Source organism: Corallococcus sp. AS-1-6 (genome assembly GCF_020037015.1).
In the GTDB taxonomy this organism is placed as follows: Bacteria; Myxococcota; Myxococcia; order Myxococcales; family Myxococcaceae; genus Corallococcus.
The window spans coordinates 97,039-112,772 of sequence record NZ_JAIQDE010000015.1; the positions used below are offsets into that span (position 1 = coordinate 97,039).

At 71.0% G+C, this 15,734-nt stretch carries 12 protein-coding genes; 5 read left to right on the forward strand and 7 right to left on the reverse strand.

Translation table 11 applies throughout. The features are described 5' to 3' along the window. Nucleotides 1–7 precede the first annotated feature (7 nt). The 4 genes from K8612_RS21495 to K8612_RS21510 all read left to right on the forward strand — a co-directional run bounded on the left by K8612_RS21495 (nt 8) and on the right by K8612_RS21510 (nt 4,102). A complete protein-coding gene (locus K8612_RS21495; protein ID WP_223743203.1) occupies nt 8–1,054 on the forward strand; it encodes a P-loop NTPase in 1,047 nt (348 codons plus the stop codon). Continuing rightward, complete coding sequence (locus tag K8612_RS21500) at nt 1,051–2,742, forward strand: helix-turn-helix domain-containing protein (protein WP_223763665.1); 1,692 nt, start codon at nt 1,051–1,053, stop codon at nt 2,740–2,742. The genes K8612_RS21495 and K8612_RS21500 overlap by 4 nt, the downstream gene beginning before the upstream one ends. 77 nt (nt 2,743–2,819) lie before the next feature. Beyond that, nucleotides 2,820–3,083 (forward strand): hypothetical protein, encoded by a 264-nt coding sequence (locus K8612_RS21505; RefSeq protein WP_120526362.1) that lies wholly within the window; start codon nt 2,820–2,822, stop codon nt 3,081–3,083. Between the two features lie 11 nt (nt 3,084–3,094). Beyond that, entirely contained in the window at nt 3,095–4,102 is a 1,008-nt protein-coding gene (locus tag K8612_RS21510; RefSeq protein ID WP_223763666.1) for an RluA family pseudouridine synthase, read from the forward strand. On the opposite strand, the gene K8612_RS21515 is transcribed toward K8612_RS21510, so the two are convergent. After that, nucleotides 4,083–5,393: an HD-GYP domain-containing protein gene (locus K8612_RS21515; protein WP_223743200.1), complete on the reverse strand. Its 1,311-nt coding sequence runs from the start codon at nt 5,391–5,393 to the stop codon at nt 4,083–4,085. The genes K8612_RS21510 and K8612_RS21515 overlap by 20 nt on opposite strands. Before the next feature lie 4 nt (nt 5,394–5,397). Then, on the reverse strand, nt 5,398–7,164 hold the full coding sequence (locus K8612_RS21520; protein WP_223763667.1) for a HEAT repeat domain-containing protein: 1,767 nt from the start codon (nt 7,162–7,164) through the stop codon (nt 5,398–5,400). A 197-nt stretch (nt 7,165–7,361) separates the two neighbouring features. Between K8612_RS21520 and K8612_RS21525 the strand changes: the two genes are divergently transcribed. Further along, the gene (locus tag K8612_RS21525) at nt 7,362–7,694 is read left to right on the forward strand and encodes a hypothetical protein (protein ID WP_223763668.1); all 333 of its coding nucleotides are present in this window, start codon (nt 7,362–7,364) and stop codon (nt 7,692–7,694) included. 48 nt (nt 7,695–7,742) lie between these two features. On the opposite strand, the gene K8612_RS21530 is transcribed toward K8612_RS21525, so the two are convergent. The 5 genes from K8612_RS21530 to K8612_RS21550 all read right to left on the reverse strand — a co-directional run bounded on the left by K8612_RS21530 (nt 7,743) and on the right by K8612_RS21550 (nt 15,613). Further along, nucleotides 7,743–10,211: an OPT family oligopeptide transporter gene (locus K8612_RS21530; RefSeq protein WP_223763669.1), complete on the reverse strand. Its 2,469-nt coding sequence runs from the start codon at nt 10,209–10,211 to the stop codon at nt 7,743–7,745. A 71-nt stretch (nt 10,212–10,282) separates the two neighbouring features. After that, nucleotides 10,283–11,170: an RNA polymerase factor sigma-32 gene (locus K8612_RS21535; protein ID WP_223743196.1), complete on the reverse strand. Its 888-nt coding sequence runs from the start codon at nt 11,168–11,170 to the stop codon at nt 10,283–10,285. 419 nt (nt 11,171–11,589) lie between these two features. Continuing rightward, entirely contained in the window at nt 11,590–13,659 is a 2,070-nt protein-coding gene (locus K8612_RS21540) for a DUF3488 and transglutaminase-like domain-containing protein (protein ID WP_223763670.1), read from the reverse strand. Further along, the gene (locus tag K8612_RS21545; protein WP_223763671.1) at nt 13,656–14,636 is read right to left on the reverse strand and encodes a DUF58 domain-containing protein; all 981 of its coding nucleotides are present in this window, start codon (nt 14,634–14,636) and stop codon (nt 13,656–13,658) included. The genes K8612_RS21540 and K8612_RS21545 overlap by 4 nt, the downstream gene beginning before the upstream one ends. Further along, on the reverse strand, nt 14,633–15,613 hold the full coding sequence (locus tag K8612_RS21550; RefSeq protein WP_223763672.1) for a MoxR family ATPase: 981 nt from the start codon (nt 15,611–15,613) through the stop codon (nt 14,633–14,635). The genes K8612_RS21545 and K8612_RS21550 overlap by 4 nt, the downstream gene beginning before the upstream one ends. Nucleotides 15,614–15,734: the final 121 nt, after the last annotated feature.

A 15,734-nucleotide genomic window follows, 5' to 3' on the forward strand; every position in this document is an offset into this window, starting at 1 on the left:
GGCTTTGATGCGAGCCTTCGTGAAGCCCGCCCCCCTGCCTCCATCCGCTCCCGCCTCGCTGGCTGGCACCTCGCCGCGTGCGGGCAATGACGTGTCGTCCTCGGGACCCGAGGGCCTCGCCCGGCGCTCCCGCGCGCGGCGGATCATCGCGGTGGGCGGCGGCAAGGGCGGCATCGGCAAGTCGATGGTGTCCGCCAACCTGGGCGTCGCGCTCGCGCAGGCAGGCCAGAAGGTGCTGCTGGTGGACGCGGACCTGGGAGGCGCCAACCTGCACACCTGCCTGGGCGTGGGGCCTCCGGAGGCCACGCTGTCGGACTTCCTGCGGCGTGGGAAGGCCCACCTCGAAGAGGTGATGGTCGCCACCGGCGTGCCCGGGCTGTCGCTGATCGCCGGCGCGCAGGACTCGCTGGACGCGGCGAACCTCAAGTACGCGCAGAAGCAGAAGCTCCTGCGCACGCTGCTGTCGCAGACGACGGCGGACTACCTCATCCTGGACCTGGGCGCGGGCACCAGCTTCAACACGCTCGACTTCTTCCTCATCGCGGACCACGGCCTGCTCGTCGTGCTGCCGGAGCCCACGTCCGTGGAGAACGCGTACCGCTTCGTCAAGGCGGCCTTCTTCCGCAAGCTCCAGCAGACGGAGGCGCGCTACGGCATCCAGGACATGGTCGAGGGCGCGCTGTCCACCCGCGAGGGCGGCCTGCGGACGCTGCACGACATCGTCGCGCAGGTGCGGCGCAAGGCCCCTTCGGACGCGGAGCGGCTGGAGCGCGAGCTGGCGGCGTTCCACGTGCGGCTCGTCGTGAACCAGGCGCGCACGGACGCGGACGAGAAGGTCGGCGCCGCGATGGTGTCCGCGTGGAAGAAGTTCTTCGGCATCGACATGGATGACCTGGGCGCCCTGCGCCACGACGATGAGGCGTGGCGCGCGGTGCGCAAGCGCAAGCCGGTGCTCCTCGAGCGGCCTGACTCGCCCGTGTCCCAGGGGCTCCAGCGCATCGCCGCCCGCATCCTGACGCTCGACGGCCTTTCCCCCGAGTCCGCCATCCCATGAAGCCCTTCGCGCAGCAGACCTACTACGAGCTCCTCGAGGTGCCGCCCACGGCGACCGACGCGGAGATCCGCGCGGCCCACCAGCGCCTGATGGAGCTGTATTCGCCGGATTCCATCGCGGTGTACGCGCTGGGGGATCCGGATCAGGTGGCGGCGCTGCGTGAACGGATGAACGAAGCGATGGAGATGCTCACCGACGCGGACCTGCGCGTCGAGTATGACCGCTCCATCGGACTGTCCACGGAGCGGCTCGCGAAGGCGGCCGCGACGGCGGAGGTGGTGGAGGCCGCGGACAAGGTGGACTCGGCCGCGCGCGTCGCGGAGGCCCTGGCCACCGCCGCGGCGGCGCTGGCGAAGGCCGCGGGTGCGGTGGATGCCGAAAGGCTGGAGGCGGAGTCGCGACTGAAGGCCGCGGCGTCCGTGAACGACAATGAAGGGGAGGCGCCTCGCGCGAGCGGGCCGCCTGGAAAGAGCGAGGAGCGGATGCGGGGTGAGGAGTCGAAGCGGCAGGAGTCCTCGGGGAAGGACGCGCCAGGCGTGCCCTCCGAGCCGGTGACGGTGGGAGGCGTGGCGGTGGTGGAGGCCTTCCGTGCCTCGTTCACCCGGAGCCTGTCGTTCGTCTACGTGCCCGCGAACCCGCTGCGCGGCCAGGGCAGGGGCGCCGCCGAAGCGCCGGCCCCCGCCATGGACGCGAAGTCCTCCGGCGCCGTGGAGGCGGAGGCGTCCATCCCTCCCGCTGCCGGGTCCCCGGCCTCGCCAGACCGCGTGGAGGACCTCAAGGCTCCTGTTGCCTCCGCGGCAACAGAGGCCCCGGCTCCCCAGCCCGCGACGGACACCCGTACCGTGGCCACGACGCCCGTGCCCGAAGTAGGGGCCATGCCTGCCGCGCCGGCAGCCGCGACGCCTGCACCGGAAGCCAGCGCCACGCCGGTGGCCGCGACGCACGCGCCTGACACCAGCGCCACCTCCGCCGCGCCGGAGGCCGCGACGCCCGTGCCTGAAGCGGGCGCCGTGACGCAGGCTCCGGAAGCCAGCGCCGCGCCCCAGGCCGCCGAGGCCGGAGCCGTGGCCCCCAGCCCTGAGCCCGCCTCGGAGCCGGCGGCCGTGACAACCGCCCAGGGCGAGTCGGAGCCGAACCCCGCCCCGGGCGCCCAGGCCCTGGACTCCAGCACCACCGCGCTGGCCCGGACCCCGGCCACCGGGGCCTCCCGCGCCGCCGTCCGGCCCCTGACGTCGCGCCCCATCGACTCGCGTCCGCCGCAGAACGGCCCCACGGGGCCGGGCACCGTGAAGGGCCCCACGGTCCGCAAGCTCGGGGACGCCCAGGTCCTGGCGCAGGACTCCGCCATCGCGACCGCCGAGTCCGCGCTGGCCCAGGTGGCCGCCAAGGTCCGCGAGGCCCGCCCCCGGGGCGTGGACATCCCCGCGGACGCCGAGTTCAACGGCGAGCTGCTGCGCCGCGTCCGGGAGGCCCGCGGCCTCACCATCCAGCAGCTCGCCGACCGCACCCGCATCTCCGTGCGTCACCTGGAGAACGTGGAGGCGGACCGCTACACCGCCCTCCCCACCACCGTGTACCTGCGCGGCATCCTCATGAACCTCGCCCGGGAGCTGGGCCTGGACCCCCTGCGCGTGTCCAAGAGCTACCTGGCGCTGTTCTCCGAGAAACCCGCCAGGTCCGGCCGTTGACCGGCAGTCGGCCAGGCCCCCTCCCATGCGACGGGAAAAGTTGACTCGCACGGGGTGGGTGCCTAAGTAGTGGCACGATGACGGAAGAGGAAAAGGTCAAGGCGATGCGACTCGCCCGCGCGATCGCCTCCGATATTTCGCTCTACAACGAGCAGAAGATCATCAAGGGCATCGAGCAGGACAACCTTTTCGAGGTCCTCAAGGAGGAACTGGAAGAGGGGCGCGCGCTCTACAAGAGCCGCGTGAGCGCGGAGATCAGCACCCAGGCGAACTTCTTCGAGCGCGCCATCAACGACATCGTGCTGCGCTCCAAGGCGCACGTGAAGTCGAAGATCTGGTAGCGCCCCCCGCCGTGACTTCACCCGACACGCGCGAGCACCGCGCCCTCCCCGAAGCCCGGGGAGAGCGGCTGGATGCGTACCTGGCCCGCGCGTTCCCGGACCTCACCCGCTCCCGCCTCCAGGGCCTCATCGCGGACGGCCACGTGCTGTCGGACGGCAAGCCCGCCAAGGCCGCGCAGCGCCTGCGCGGGGGCGAGGTGCTGCACCTCCACGTCCCCGCGCCCGTCGCCGCCATCCCCCAGGCGGAAGCCCTGCCCGTGTCCGTGCTGCACGAGGACCGGGACCTCGTCGTCGTGGACAAGGCCGCCGGCATGGTGGTGCACCCGGGCGCGGGCCACGCGTCCGGCACGCTCGTCAACGCGCTCCTGCACCGCGTGAAGGACCTGGCCGGCGTGGGCGGCGAGCTGCGCCCCGGCATCGTCCACCGGCTGGACAAGGACACCACCGGCTGCCTCGTCGTGGCCAAGCACGAGCAGGCCCTGGTGGCGCTCCAGAAGGCCTTCAAGACGCGCGAGGTCCAGAAGACGTACCTGGCCCTGGTGCACGGCGTGCCGCCCGCGGAGGGCCGCATCGAGACGCTCTACGGCCGCCACCCCATCCACCGCCAGAAGTTCACCGGCAAGGTGAAGGAGGGCAAGCCCGCCATCACCCTGTTCCGCGTGCGCGAGGCCTTCGACGGCGCCGCGCTGGTGGAGGTGGACCTGCTCACCGGCCGCACGCACCAGATCCGCGTCCACCTGGCGGAGGCCGGACACCCGCTCCTGTGCGACGCGCTCTACGGCGCCGGCCGCAAGGCGAAGGGCGCGGTGGCCGAAGCGCAGGAGGCGCTGGGCCGCCAGGCGCTGCACGCATGGCGCCTGGCCTTCCAGCATCCGCGCACCCACAAGGCGCTGGACCTGGAGGCCCCCCTGCCGGAGGACTTCCAGACGGCGCTCACCGTGCTGCGCGAGGCGAGCGTCCCCGCCGGGCCTCCCACGAAGGCGAAGCCGGCGGCGAAGGCTACAGGCCGGAGACGCTGAGCTGCTGCTGGCGGCGGGAGAGGACCTTGATGGGCTGGATGGCCATCACCCGCATGAAGACGGCCAGGAGCTCCGGGTCGAACTTCTGGCGCATCTCCGTCCACATCAGCATCAGCGCCACCTCCGGGCCGTACGCGTCCCGGTAGGGCCTGCGGGAGGTGAGCGCGTCGTACGCGTCGCAGATGGCGATGATCTTCGCGTACACCCCCAGGTTCGTCTTGGGGATGATCATCTGGATGTTGCCGCGCGCGTCCCGCACCGCGGTGCCGTAGTCCGTCTTGTGCTCGAACGTCGTCACCACGCGCAGCAGCGTGGAGCGGCTGAAGCCCTTCTCCATCAGGATGTTGCGCACGCTGATGAGCGGCGCGCGCGCCACCGTCGTCTTCTCGTCCGCGGTGAGGGCGCCGCGCTTGGTGGCCAGCTCCTCCGGCAGCGTCGTCATGCCCGCGTCGTGGAAGAGCGCGATGTAGCCCAGGTCGCGCAACTGCGGCTTGGTGAGCCCCAGCTCCGCGCCGAAGACAATGCACATCAGCGCCACGTTCACCTGGTGGTAGACGAGGTAGTCCTCCTCGCGCTTCTGCGTCGTCATGCCCAGGAAGTGGGTGCGCTGATCGAAGGAGATGTCCACGAAGTCCTGCACCAGGCGCAGCGCCCGTGAGGAGCCGATGGGCTTCCCCGCGCGCACGGACTCCAGGTACTTCTGCAGGAAGAACACCGCGCGGGCGTACACGGTCATCGCGTACTTCTTGCGGTCGACCTTCTGGTCGCCCGGCGTGTCCATGTCCTTGTTCAGCTTCTCCTTCAGCTTGGAGAACTTCGCCACGCGCATGTTGAGGAGCTTGCGCCCCTGCAGGCCGTCCTCCTCCGCGGTGGTGGTCTGCTCCTTGCTGAAGATCCAGACGAAGTTCTTCAGCTCCTGCGTGGTGACGGGCTTGGTCAGCGTGATGCCGCCCACGTCCTTGGCGCGCAGCTCCGACAGCAGGTAGCGCTGGTTCTCGATGGAGTTCAGGTCCACCTTCACCAGCATGCCGTTCAGGTAGAACGAGTCCTTGACGCCCGTCAGCTCCAGCCGGCCTTCCTTGCCGATGATCTGGTTGATGATGTCCTGGAGCTGGTGGAGCGGCTTCTCGAAGACGGCGTTCTCCGGGTCATACATCTTCACCGAGCGCACGAGCATGTAGAGACCCGCGAGCATGGAGCGCGACAGGTTCTGGAGCTTCTCGTTGTGCTCTCGACCGTACTCCCCCAGGTTCTCGTCCTGGGTCTGATTGATCTTCAGGTTGTCGGCCATGGTGTCAGCTCGCTTCTTCCGGGAGCGCCGAGTCCCCGAACAGGGCCTTGCGCGTCTGGTACATCGCCTTGCGGGCCGCGGTGAGGACCTCCAGGGGCTGCGCCTTGTCCTCCACCACGGCCTGCAACATCTTGTAGGACTGGATGGAGCCCGCGCCGCCCAGGCCGGTGATGGCCAGCAGCTTGTCCTCCATCACGCGCCGCTTGTTGAGCAGCGACGGCTTCACCGCCAGCAGTTGCTGCATCATGGACAGCGCGGCGGGCAGGTTGGTGGCCCCGATGGCCGCGTAGAAGGCGGCCTTCTCGTCGGACGTCTTCTTGTCCCAGCCCGGCTCGCGCACCTGCCGCACCAGGTCCGTGAAGGCTTTCTCGCGGTCGAACTCCGGCAACAGCTTCGCGGCCAGCATGCGCACCTGGGAGACGCTGTCGGTGAGCGCCTCCTGGATGATGCGCCGGGCCTCCGCCGTGCGGCCCCGCCCGATGATCTGCATGACCTCCAGCTTCACCACCAGGTTGGGGCTCTTCATCACCTGGCCGAACATCTTCACCCGCTCCGGGTGGTTGCTCTTCTCCAGGATGTAGACCATGTCGCGCACCGTCTGCGGCCGGTCCGACAGGAGGCGCGCGACGAAGGGCTCCGGCAGGTCGCGCGCGAACGTGGCCAGCACGTCGCCCAGGAGCACGCGGTTCTCCGGCAGCTCGATGGTCTCCAGCACGCTGAGCAGCGGCAGCACCGAGTCCACGCCCAGCGCCTGCAGGTAGCGCGTCACGTCCTGCGGCTGCCGCGTGCGCGTCGTCTTCAGCGACTCGCCCATCCGCGTGAGGCGCTGCTCCTCGCCCATCTTGTGCAGGAAGTTGTTGAGCAGCCGCCCCAGGTCCTCGCCACCCTCGCGCTGGGAGAGCGCGCGCAGCTTGAGGACGATTTGATTCACCGTGGCGAAGTCGTCCTGGAGCAGCAGCATGTCCAACAACTGCAGGAAGATCTCCTCCAGCAGCGCCGCGTCATCCACGCCGCCTTCCACCACCTGGAACACCGCGCCCACCAGCTTGGGGAAGAGGCGCGCGTTCTCTTCTTCGGTGATTTCGCGCTGGATGCGGGCCTTCAGGTCGTCCGTGGCGTGCCGGCCGCCCACGACGAGGCCGCGGATCTGCTCCACGCCGTCCAGCTTCGCGTCCAGGTCCTCCGCGGACACGCGCGCGAAGCGCAGGAAGTCATCCGAGTTCGTCTGGAGGCGGGAGTAGAGGTAGCCCACCACCTTGTCCACCTCCACCTGGACCTCGTCCTCGTTGGCTCCCTCCATGGAGAAGCCTTCCACCACCACGTACTCCACCTGCTGCATGCCCGCGCGCCACAACTGCGCGAGCACGTCGTCCGCGCCGCGCTCCGGCTCCGACAGCGCGATGAGCGTGAGGGTGACCAGCTCCTCCAGCGGCAGCCCCGGGCGGAAGATGAGCTGGCGGATGCCGTCGCGGAAGAACTTGTAGGGCAGCGGCGACTCCTCGGAGAAGAGCGCCTCGCCGTGCAGCGTGAAGTTCTGCTGCTCCACCTTCAGCGAGAGCGGCCCGAACTTCTCCGTGTACGCGGAGATGGCCTCCAGCGCCTTGGAGAGGAACTCCGGGAAGCGCGCCTCGTTGTGGCGGTACATGCCAATCTGCTTGATGCCCTTGAGCAGGTGGAACGCGAACGTCTTCGCCAGTTCCACCTTCTCGCGGACCTCCGGTGACTGCTCCGGCTCCGCGGTCGCGTCCGTGACTTTCTGGGGCTGTGCCATGAAACCTGAAGAATCCGGAGGGGGCGGAAGGCCCCAGTGGGGGGGACCCGAGTGTACTCCCGTCCAGGTTCGGGACCCAATTCAGGAAGCGCCCAGAATCCAGGGGGTTGGCGTGACACCTGGGTAACAGGGGCGGACTGGCGGTGAAGCCCCGGTGTGTTACGCAAGGGGCCCCTTCGCTGTCCGGAGTCCCGTCCATGAAGCGACTGGCCGCGTCCGCCCTGGTCCTGGCGTCCCTCACGGGGTGCTTCCGCATGAGCGTGCGCAGCCCGGCGCCTCGCGACGGCGCGCCGGAGTCCCAGATGGGCGTGAGCCTGGTGGAGGGGCTGACGACGTCCAACGTGGCCGCGGCGGAGTGTCGGCATGGCCTGTCCCGGGTGGACGTGTACTGGCCGTGGTGGAGCCCGTTCGTCTACGCCTTCACCTTCGGCATCGTGACGCCGCTGCGCGCGGAGTACGTCTGCGCGAAGGGAGGCGCGGACTCCGCCGGCGGCGACACGGAGGTGCCGCCGTCGGTGCCCGGGCTGTAGCCGGTCCTCCCCGCCCGGGACTCCAAGCGGGGAGGGGACTTCACGCCGTCAGGGCGACGGCGGCGGGGCTTCCGCGCCGCTCTTGCCCTTGAGGGCCGAGCGGAACAGCACCGCGGTGAGGACGGCGAAGAAGGCCAGGCCCCAGACGTTGGACCACGTCGGGTGCGCCAGCTCGCTCTCGCCCACGGCGTTGAGGAAGGAGCCCACCGCGCCCTCATGCCCGAAGAGGGCGGGCAGGTTGATGGCGCGCGTCCAGGCCCCGTCGCTGGCGATCTCCAGGAAGGCGATGAGCACGCCCGCGATGGAGCCGCCCGCGATGTAGCCGGAGGACATCAGCGTGCCGGGGGAGAACTCGGACTCCGCCGCGGTGCCGCCGCGCAGCTTGTCCACGAAGTGGCGCACCATGCCGCCCACGAAGATGGGGGCCGTGCTGCTGATGGGCAGGTACACGCCCACCGCGAAGGGCAGGGCGGACACGCCGCACAGCTCCAGCATCAGCGCGATGAAGACGCCCAGCAGCACCAGGTCCCACGGCAGCCGCTGCGTGAGGATGCCGTCGATGATGAGCGCGAACAACTGCGCCTTGGGCGCGGAGTAGCGGGTGAGCGTCTGGCCCTCGTACTCGCTGATGCGGCCGCCGATGCCCGGGTCCACCACGTACTGGATGGTGCCCTGGTCATCCACCAGGTAGCGGCCGGCGGGCACGGGCGTGTCCGCGCCGCGCACGAAGCCTTCCTTGTAGACGCGGTCCGGACCGGCGGTGATGGCGCCCGCGTCCGACAGCTTCAGCGACGGGCCGTTGGCGGGGGACAGCGTGAGGCCGGACACCTGCTCGGCCGGCACCGGGCGCCAGCTTCGCAGCTCCAGCGCGCCGTCCACCTGCGCCACGTCCATGCGCTCCGCCCACAGCGAGCGCTTGAGCTTCTCGGGCGTCATGCCGCGCTGGGTGAGCGCGTCCTGGGACACCGCCCAGCGGTACGTGTGCTGGGTGCGCGTCTCCTGCGTCAGCTCCGTCACCTGCACGTTCGGGTGCGCCTCCGGGATGACCGCGGTGGCGCCCTGGTTGAGCAGCACCAGCACCAGGCCGATGAACATCGCGCTGGTGAGCACGCCGACGAAGAGGGCGATCTGCTGCTTCTTGGGCGTGCCGCCCACGAGGAACGCCGTCTTCAGGTCCTGCGCGGTGGTGCCGCCGTTGGACGCGGCGATGCCCACGATGGCCGCCGTGGTGAGCGCCATGAAGCGGTCCGGCGACGACGTCCAGCCGAACAGCAGGTACACGAGGCAGGTGACGAGCAGCGTGGCCACCACCATGCCGGAGATGGGGTTGGACGAGGAGCCGATCTCCCCCGTGATGCGCGCGCTCACCGTCACGAAGAAGAAGCCGAAGATGACGATGAGGATGGCGGAGATGAAGTTCACGTGCAGCGGCGGCGCCAGCCAGATGGCCAGGATGAGCAGCGCGCTGCCCACCAGCACCACGGTGATCGGCAGGTCCTGATCCGTGCGCAGCACCGTGGGCAGGGCGCCCTGCGTGCGCGACTGGCGCAGCGTCTCCACGCTGCGCTTGAAGGCGCCCACGATGGTGGGCATGGAGCGGATGAGGCTGATGAGGCCGCCCGTCGCCACCGCGCCCGCGCCGATGTAGAGCACGTACGCGTTGCGGATCTGATCCGGCGACATGTCCTTGATGAGCATCCCGTTGTGCACCAGCAGCGGCGTCTCCATGCCGCCGCCGAAGAAGGAGATCATCGGGATGAGGATGAGGTAGCTGAGCACGCCGCCCGCGAAGGTGATGCCCGCCACGCGAGGCCCGATGATGTAGCCCACGCCGAGCAGCTCCGGGGACACCTCCGTGGAGAACACCGCCGCCTTGAGCCCCTTGATGGGCGCGCTGATGGCCTCCTTGAAGAGCTTCATCCCGGAGTAGGCGAACTTGTAGACGCCGCCGATGATGAACCCCAGGATGACCGTGCGCGCGTTGGTGCCGCCCTGCTCGCCGACGATCAGCACGTCCGCGCTGGCGGTGCCCTCCGGGTAGGTGAGCTTGCCGTGCTCCTGGACGATGAGGCCCTGGCGCAGGGGGATCATCATCAGCACGCCCAGCACGCCGCCCAGCGCGGCGGTGAGGAACGCGTGCGTGAGGCTGATGTCGTAGCCCAGGATCAGCAGCGCGGGCAGCGCGGCCGCCACGCCGAACGCGAGCGACTCACCCGCGGAGCCCGTCGTCTGGACGATGGTGTTCTCCAGGATGCTGGAGCGCCCCAGGGCCCGGAAGATGGCGATGGAGAGCACCGCCACCGGGATGGACGCGGACACCGTGAGGCCGACCTTGATGGCCAGGTACACGGACGACGCCGCGAACACGATGCCCAGCACCGACCCGAGCACCAGGCCGCGGAGGGTCAGCTCCGCGGGCGACTGCTCGGGGGGCACATAGGGTTTGTGCGGGGCGGCGCCATGCGCCTCCGCGAGGGGGACGCGATCATCGACGACCGGCGGGGAACCGTGGGACAAGCAGGCACTCCTGACAGGAAATCAGGGGGCCCGTTGTAGCAGGGTCTCCGCCGGGGTGCGAAAACTGCCCCTCAGCCCTGGGCGGAGAGCGTCTCCGGATCCACCTCCGCCATCAGGGCGGCCAGCTCCGACTTGAGCTTGTCCTTGGCGCGGATCTCCAACTGGCGCGCGCGCTCGCGGGAGAAGCCGAAGTGCTCGCCCAGCTCCTTGAGCGTCATGGGGCGCTCGTTCATCACGCGCTGCTCGATGATGAAGCGCTCGCGCGGGTCCAGGCGCATGAGGGCGGTGCGGACGCGGTTGTTGATGAGGCCCGCCTCCTCCTTGTCCGCGAACTCGTCGTCCTGGGGCGCCGCCGCGCTCACCACGAAGTCCACGTGGCTGTTGCCGCCGTCCTCGCCCATGGGCGCGTCCAGGGACAAGTCCCGGCCGCCCATGCGCTGCTCCATCTCACGCACCTCGCCGGGCTTCACGTGGAGCTTCCTGGCAATCTCATCCACGTTCACCACGGCCTCGCCGCTGCCCAGCTTCTCCAGCTCCCGGCGCGTGCGGGCCAGACTGAAGAACAGCTTGCGCTGCGCCTGCGTGGTCCCAAGCTTCACCAGCGACCAGCTCTTCAGGATGTAGTTCTGGATGTACGCGCGGATCCACCACACCGCGTACGAGATGAGGCGGATGCCCTTGTCCGGGTCGAACTTCTGCACCGCCTTCATCAGGCCGATATTCCCCTCCTGGATGAGGTCCGACATCTTGATGCCGTAGGAGCGGTACTCGTAGGAGACCTTCACCACGAAGCGCAGGTTGCTCGTCACCAGGCGGTGGCCCGCGGCCAGGTCCCCCTTGATGAACCGGCGCGCCAGCTCCTGTTCCTCCTCCACCTTCAGGAGCGAGTACTGGTTGATCTCCGAGAGATACATCGCGAGGGAGCCAGAATTGGACGACTGCTCGGTCGATGCCTGCATGGATGGATTCTCCAAATCGGGCCTCCTGCCGCGGCGGAGGCGCTTGAAAGGTGCCCTGGGTTCAAGTCCGACAACTTGACGTGTCTGCCCTGAGCAACCGGGATGCCAACCAGGGTTGGATGTATTCGCGTGTGTCTCCGAGGGGTTGCAGGACGCAGGTGGGCGTCTGCTGGCAACGGTCTGTAACCGTTACCCGTGGCCGGTAGGAAATCCGCGGGTCTGCGAGGGGAGAAAATGCACGGCGCACGGCCCTCGAGCGCACGTCGCCATGACGTTCGCGAATGGGGTTTCGCTGAAACGCTTAATGGCGTGGGGTGGCGTGGGTGGAGACATTTCTCCACCTCGGCCGCGCGTCCCTGGGGAGGGCGGGCGACCGGCGACGGAAGCCCGCTTCCGTCCGGAGGGCACTTCTCTTCCGCTCAGGATGCGCGGGCGGTAGGGCCCGCCTGTCCGTCCGGTTTCACGGCGCGGCGGGCGGCCTCCGCGTCCAGCGCGCGGCGCAGGGTGGCGAGCAGGTGCTCGGCCTCTCCCTCGCGCAGGGCACGGCCGCCGAAGCGGGCCTCCAGGTAGCGGCGGGTGAGGGGCGTCAGCGCCAGCGCCAGCGGGTGGCCGTCGCGCGCCAGGCGCGTGGTCAGGTCCTCCAGCGACTCGTGTTCGAGGCGCGGCACCCGGGCCTTCTGGAGCGCCGCGTCCACCCGGTCGAGGAAGCGCGTGGCCTCCAGCACCGGGGCGCGGCCCGTCCAGCGGGAGACGAAGCGGCCCGCGCGCCAGACGGCGAAGGCCACGACGGCGGCGGTCACCCACGCGCGCGGCGGGGGCAGGCGGCTGGGGGCGTTGTTCGCGGGGGCGCCGGGCGCGCGGCGCGGCGGGCGGACCAGGGCCCGGGCCAGCTCGAACTGGTCGCGGAAGGAGTAGTCCACGACGGAGTTTCGCCAGCGCGCCTCCACCGCTTCATAGAAGGCGAGCAGGTTCTCCAGCAGCGCGGAGCCCTGGCTCGGGCGGTTCGACGGCGGCGTCGCGTCCACGGTGATGAAGCCGCGCCCCGGGACGAGCACGTGCGTCCAGGCGTGCGCGTCGCCCGCGCGCACCAGGTAGCCGCCGTCCATGCGCGTGCCGCCATAGAAGCCCGTGGCGAGCCGCGCCCCGATGCCCTGCGTGCGCAGCATCAGCGTGAGCGCGGTGGCGAAGTGCTCGCAGTGGCCCGCCTTGCGCACGAAGAGGAACTCCGCCAGCGGATCCTCCGGCGTGCCCGCCTGCTCCAGCGTGTACCCGTAGTCCCGCTGCAGGAAGGCGGCGAGCTTGCGCGCTGCGGCCAGCGGCTCCTTCTCTCCCTGGAGCACCTGCGCGGCGAGCTGGGCGACGCGCGGGTCCAGGTGCTCCGGCAGCGCCAGGAGCTGGTCGCGCTCCGCCTGGACCAGGCCCGGGGACAGGCCCGCCTTCGCGTCCGGCGGCAGGCTGTAGGCCTCATAGGTGTACGAGGGCGCGCTCACGGTGAAGCGCACCTCGCCCCCGCCCTGGAGCTGCACGGGGCTGCTCCGGGTGCCGGTGGGCGTGTGGGCCATGGCGTTGCCCAGCCGCGAGGGCATCTCCAGGGCAATCAGCGTGCGGGCGCCGTAGGCGGGCAGAAGCTCGATGCGCTGGTGGAGCAGCGTGTCGCTGGCGGGGCGCAGGGTGATCTGCCGCTCCGTCTGCTGCGCGCCGACGACGTTGGTCCACTCCATGCCGTCGAAGGTGTCGTAGGTGCGGCCCACCCAGTAGGCGTCCAGCGCTTCGCGGCCCGGGTCCGGCGTGAGCGTGGCGCGCAGCACGACGCGCGGGTTGCCCTTGATGGTGCCCGCGCCGCCCAGCCGCACGGTGTTGGAGTAGCCCGCGCTGCTCACCGCGCCCAGGCCCGGCGCCGAGCGCGGACCCACCATGGCCCAGTTGAGCCGGGGGAAGAGGACGAAGAAGGCCACCGCGCCGGCCACCGCGAACATCAGGCCCGTGGACAGCGGCCGCAGCACCGCGCGCACCGGCACGGGCTCGCCGTCCGGCACCGCCGCCTCCACCACGCCCAGCGCCAGCGACAGGCTGGCCAGCACCCCGAAGGCGATGAGGCACAGCGCGTACGTCATGTCGCCGGACAGCGCCGCGCCACCGGCCACCATCAGGAGGCCCGTCAGGTGCGTCTGGCCCTCCGCCGCGGCGTTCGGCGTGGACAGCATCCGCTGCGCGGCGATGAGGCTCGCGAAGGAGCACGCCGCCACCACCGCGTTCATCGCGCCGGACGTCAACTGGAGGCCCAGGAGCACCGCCACGACCAGCAGCCCCAGCGCGGACAGGCGGTGGAAGCGCGCGACGAGCCGCACGTCGAACAGCGCCAGCACCAGCGCCCCCAGGAAGAGGACCAGCACCCAGACGGGGAGCTGGCCGGACATGGCCATCGCGCCAAAGGCGAAGCCCGCCGCCAGGTCGCGCAGGGCGAGCCGCAGCCTCAAGGGGCGCTTCACGCCGCCTCCCGCGAGTCCGTCCCGGTGTCCGCGCCCTCGAAGCCCACCCACGCGAGCGCCTGGAGGATGCGCCGCTCCTGCGAGGCCCCCGCCGCGGGCCGCAGCGCGTGCTCCGGCAACTGGAGGCCCACCTCGTGTCCCGCGTCCAGGAGCTGGTGCGCCTGGGCGGCGACCTCTTCACAGCGGCGCTCCAGCGCGTCGCCCGTGAGGCCCGGTTCCAGCGCGAGCTTCCAGACGCGGCGCTCCTCGCGCTCGCGCTCCACCTTCAGCAGGCGCCCCACGGCGGCGCTCTTCAGCCAGTGGACGCGGCGCGCGTCCTCGTTCGCGCCCAGCTCGCGCAGGCCCGCCACGTCGCCGGTGCCGTCCAGGTGGCGCGGGCTGCCCGCCTCGCCCCGGGGGCCCTTCTGCGCGGGCCCCGGCTCCTTGCAGGCGTAGCCGCGGCGCGGATAGACGAGCAGCGTCCCCTCCAGGGAGAACACGCGCGTCTTGGCGAACAGGCCCAGGGGCCACGTGGTGGTGACGCGCACGCCGGACAGGCGCACCGGGCCCCGGCGCGGCGCGGCCAGGTCCGCCCGGACGATGTGCTCCTGGCCCGCGGGCAGGTACCCCAGCTTCCCGGTGCCGGTGAGCGGGGAGAGGTCCTCGGAGAACGTCAGCGCGAAGCCGTGCCCCTTCTTGCGCGACACCGCCCAGCGGTAGGCGAAGGGCTCGCGCGCGAACGCCGCGTCCGCGCCCACCCGGCGCACCGTCAGGTCGCGCAGGCAGCGCTCCGACAGCACGCCGGACACCACCACCATGCTCAGCAGCAGGCCCAGCAGCAGGTAGAGCAGGTTGTTGCCCGTGTTGAGCGCGCCCAGCCCCACGCCGAACGTCACCACCAGGTACGTGCGGCCCACCTTCGTCACCGACAGCGTGCGCGGCGGACGGAGGAGGGCGCGCAGCCGCGCCTTGAGGGGAGGGCGGGCGGGGGCCTTCACCGGGGCGCCGCCACCTTGCGGGCGATCTCCTCCACCAGGTGCGCCGCCTCGTCCCGCGCGGACACGCCCTGCACGGCGCTCCTCAGGAGCACGCGGTGCGCCCAGCAGGGCACCAGCATGGCGCGCACGTCGCCGGGGGTGACGAAGTCGCGCCCCTCCCACAGGGCCTGGGCCCGGGCCGCGGACCCCAGCGCCAGCACCGCGCGGGTGGACGCGCCGCGCTCCAGGTCGCCGTGCTCGCGCGTGGCCCGCGCCAGCCGCACCACGTAGTCCGCCACCGCCGCGTCCAGCCTCACGTCCTGGACGAAGTCACGCAGCGACGCGAGCTCCTCCGGCCCCGTCACCGCCTCCACCGACGGCAGCGGGGACGCCGCGCCGCGCGTGGTGAGCAGGCGCGCCTCCACGTCCGGCGCCGGGTGGCCCAGCGACAGGCGCACGAGGAAGCGGTCCAACTGCGAGTCCGGCAGCGGGTAGGTGCCGGAGAAGTCCACCGGGTTCTGGGTGGCCACCACGGTGAAGGGGGAGGGCAGCGCGTGGGTCTGCCCGTCCAGCGACACCTGGCCCTGGGCCATGCCCTCCAGGAGCGCGGACTGGGTGCGCGGGGGCGCGCGGTTGAGCTCGTCCGCCAGCACCAGTTGCCGGAACAGCGGCCCGGGCCGGAAGGAGAACGTGGCCGTCTGCGCGTGGAACACCTGCGCGCCCAGGATGTCCGCCGGCAGCAGGTCCGCGGTGAACTGGATGCGGGAGAAGGACAGGGCGCACGCGCGGGCCAGCGCCTCCGCCAGCGTCGTCTTGCCCACGCCGGGCATGTCCTCCAGCAGCAGGTGCCCGCCGGCCACCACGCACGTGACGACGCGCCGCACTTCTTCCGGCTTGCCCTGCACGGCGCGGCCAAGCTGGGCGGCGAGCCGCTCCATCACCGCGCGCGCGGAAGCAGGGGTTTGAACTGGACCGAGGACGCGAGCGGGCTGGGTCATCTGGGCGCGGACTCTAGCCCAGGCGAACGCCCGCCGGCACCCCTCCAGGCCGCCCGTGTTCCGCGCCGGATGCCCGCCTGCCGTGGAGGCGCGGGCGCTTGCCGGGGATGCACGTGGCCCG

What these genes read in the sequence shown, in the direction of transcription:
- K8612_RS21495 (WP_223743203.1), top strand. Translation starts at nt 8, where the DNA reads ATGCGAGCCTTCGTGAAGCCCGCCCCCCTGCCTCCATCCGCTCCCGCC.
- K8612_RS21500 (WP_223763665.1), top strand. Translation starts at nt 1,051, where the DNA reads ATGAAGCCCTTCGCGCAGCAGACCTACTACGAGCTCCTCGAGGTGCCG.
- K8612_RS21505 (WP_120526362.1), top strand. Translation starts at nt 2,820, where the DNA reads ATGACGGAAGAGGAAAAGGTCAAGGCGATGCGACTCGCCCGCGCGATC.
- K8612_RS21515 (WP_223743200.1), bottom strand. Translation starts at nt 5,393, where the DNA reads ATGGCCGACAACCTGAAGATCAATCAGACCCAGGACGAGAACCTGGGG.
- K8612_RS21520 (WP_223763667.1), bottom strand. Translation starts at nt 7,164, where the DNA reads ATGGCACAGCCCCAGAAAGTCACGGACGCGACCGCGGAGCCGGAGCAG.
- K8612_RS21525 (WP_223763668.1), top strand. Translation starts at nt 7,362, where the DNA reads ATGAAGCGACTGGCCGCGTCCGCCCTGGTCCTGGCGTCCCTCACGGGG.
- K8612_RS21535 (WP_223743196.1), bottom strand. Translation starts at nt 11,170, where the DNA reads ATGCAGGCATCGACCGAGCAGTCGTCCAATTCTGGCTCCCTCGCGATG.
- K8612_RS21550 (WP_223763672.1), bottom strand. Translation starts at nt 15,613, where the DNA reads ATGACCCAGCCCGCTCGCGTCCTCGGTCCAGTTCAAACCCCTGCTTCC.